The 2,308-nt window shown below is 49.6% G+C and carries 1 protein-coding gene; it reads left to right on the top strand.

The genetic code is table 11. The features are described 5' to 3' along the window. Positions 1–1,992, top strand: a 1,992-nt coding sequence (locus F6K37_RS38730) for a WD40 repeat domain-containing protein (RefSeq protein WP_287256493.1), incomplete at its 5' end; no start/stop codon positions are given. Between the last annotated feature and the right edge of the window lie 316 nt (positions 1,993–2,308).

The raw sequence follows: 2,308 nt of genomic DNA, 5'->3' as shown, positions 1-2,308 counted from the left end.
CATAAAGAAATGGAGGCTTTCGTGGAGGCGATTAGGGCAGGAAAAATCCTACAAAAACACAAGAAAAGCGACCCACAGGTGATGAGTGCCCTGCAGAAAGTTCTTTATGAAGGCAGCGAACGCAACCACTTGCAGGGGAATGATCAGAATGTCACGAGCGTCAGTTTCAGCCGGGATGGTCAGACCTTGGCTTCTGGCAGTGATGACAACACGATCAAACTCTGGAATCTAGAGACAGGCGAGGAAATCCGCACCCTGATCGGGCATACTGAAACTGTCCATAGCGTCAGTTTCAGCCGGGATGGCCAGACCTTGGCTTCTGGCAGTTATGACAACACGATCAAACTCTGGGATCCTAAGACAGGCAAGGTAATCCGCACCCTGATCGGGCATACTGAAGTTGTCAGGAGCGTCAGTTTCAGCCGGGATGGCCAGACCTTGGCTTCTGGCAGTGATGACAACACGATCAAACTCTGGAATCTAGAGACAGGCAAGACAATCCGCACCCTGATCGGGCATACTGAAACTGTCATGAGCGTCAGTTTCAGCCGGGATGGCCAGACCTTGGCTTCTGGCAGTACTGACAACACCATCAAACTCTGGGATCCTAAGACAGGCGAGGTAATCCGCACCCTGATCGGGCATACTGGCCGTGTCAATAGCGTCAGTTTCAGCCGGGATGGCCAGACCTTGGCTTCTGAAAGTGATGACCACACCATCAAACTCTGGAATCTAGAGACAGGAGCCGAAATCCACACCCTCCAGGGGCATGATCACTTTTTCAGGAGCGTCAGTTTCAGCCGGGATGGCCAGACCTTGGCTTCTGGCGGTAGTGACCACATCATAAAACTCTGGGATCCTAAGACAGGCGAGGTAATCCGCACCCTGATCGGGCATAATGACGATGTCATGAGCGTCAGTTTCAGCCCCGATGGCCAGACCTTGGCTTCTGGCAGTGATGACAACACGATCAAACTCTGGAATCTAGAGACGAGAAGGGAAATCCGCACCCTCAAGGGGCATGATCACGTTGTCCATAGCGTCAGTTTCAGCCGCGATGGCCAGACCTTGGCTTCTGGCAGTTTTGACAACACCATCAAACTCTGGGATCCTAAGACAGGCGAGGTAATCCGCACCCTCGTGGGGCATGATGACTTTTTAAATAGCATCAGTTTCAGCCGGGATGGCCAGACCTTAGCTTCTGTCAGTGATGACAAGACCATCAAACTCTGGGATCCTAAGACAGGCAAGGTAATCCGCACCCTGATCGGGCATACTGAAGCTGTCGAGAGCGTCAGTTTCAGCCCCGATGGCCAGACCTTAGCTTCTGGCAGTTATGACAAGACCATCAAACTCTGGGATCTAGAGACGGGAAGGGAAATCCGCACCCTGATCGGGCATACTTACACTGTCTTGAGCGTCAGTTTCAGCCCCGATGGCCAGACCTTGGCTTCTGGCAGTTATGACACTACGATCAAACTCTGGAATCTAGAGACAGGTAAGAAAATCCGCACCCTCAAGATGTATGATAGCGTTGCCACTAGCGTCAGTTTCAGCCCCGATGGCCAGACCTTGGCTTCGGCTTCTAGCAGTAGTGAAAACACCATCAAACTCTGGGATCCTAAGACAGGCGAGGTAATCCGCACCCTGATCGGGCATGATAACGATGTCAATAGCGTTAGTTTCAGCCGGGATGGCCAGACCTTGGCTTCTGGCAGTAGTGACGAGACGATCAAACTCTGGAATCTAGAGACAGGAACCGAAATCGTCACCCTTCAGGGGCATATTGACAATGTCGATAGCGTTAGTTTCAGCTCCGATGGCCAGACCTTGGCTTCTGGCAGTAGTGACGAGACGATCAAACTCTGGAATCTAGACTTAAACTTAGACTCTTTAATGGCGAGGAGTTGCGATTCGGTGCGCAATTATTTGCAGCATAATCCTAATGTCAGGGAGAGCGATAAGCACTTGTGCGACAATCTAAAGAAGTAGTTGCAAAAGATAAAAGTTTTTAAGGCCGTAGCAGCTATTCGTCAAGTCCCTTGACCGTAGGTCACCCTACGCGAACGCGACCATTCAAAATTAAAAATTAAGAATTAAAAATTCAAAATCCGTAATTCTTAATTTTTAATTCTTAATTTTTAATTCTTTACCTTTAATTCCTTAATCAGTAATCTTGCTCTCAACCCATCCACTTGTGGTGCAGAGCATGATCACCAGCAACTACAAAAACATCAAGGCGGTCAGGTCCCCAAGATGCTGCTGCTAGCCCAGCAATGCTGTAACCACCTAGGTTTTTCCAATTTTT

It is taken from the genome of Moorena sp. SIO4E2 (assembly GCF_010671945.1).
Classification (GTDB): Bacteria; Cyanobacteriota; Cyanobacteriia; order Cyanobacteriales; family Coleofasciculaceae; genus Moorena; species Moorena producens.
Note: the sequence above shows the minus strand (reverse complement) of the source record. Positions and strands in the feature narration are given on the sequence as shown.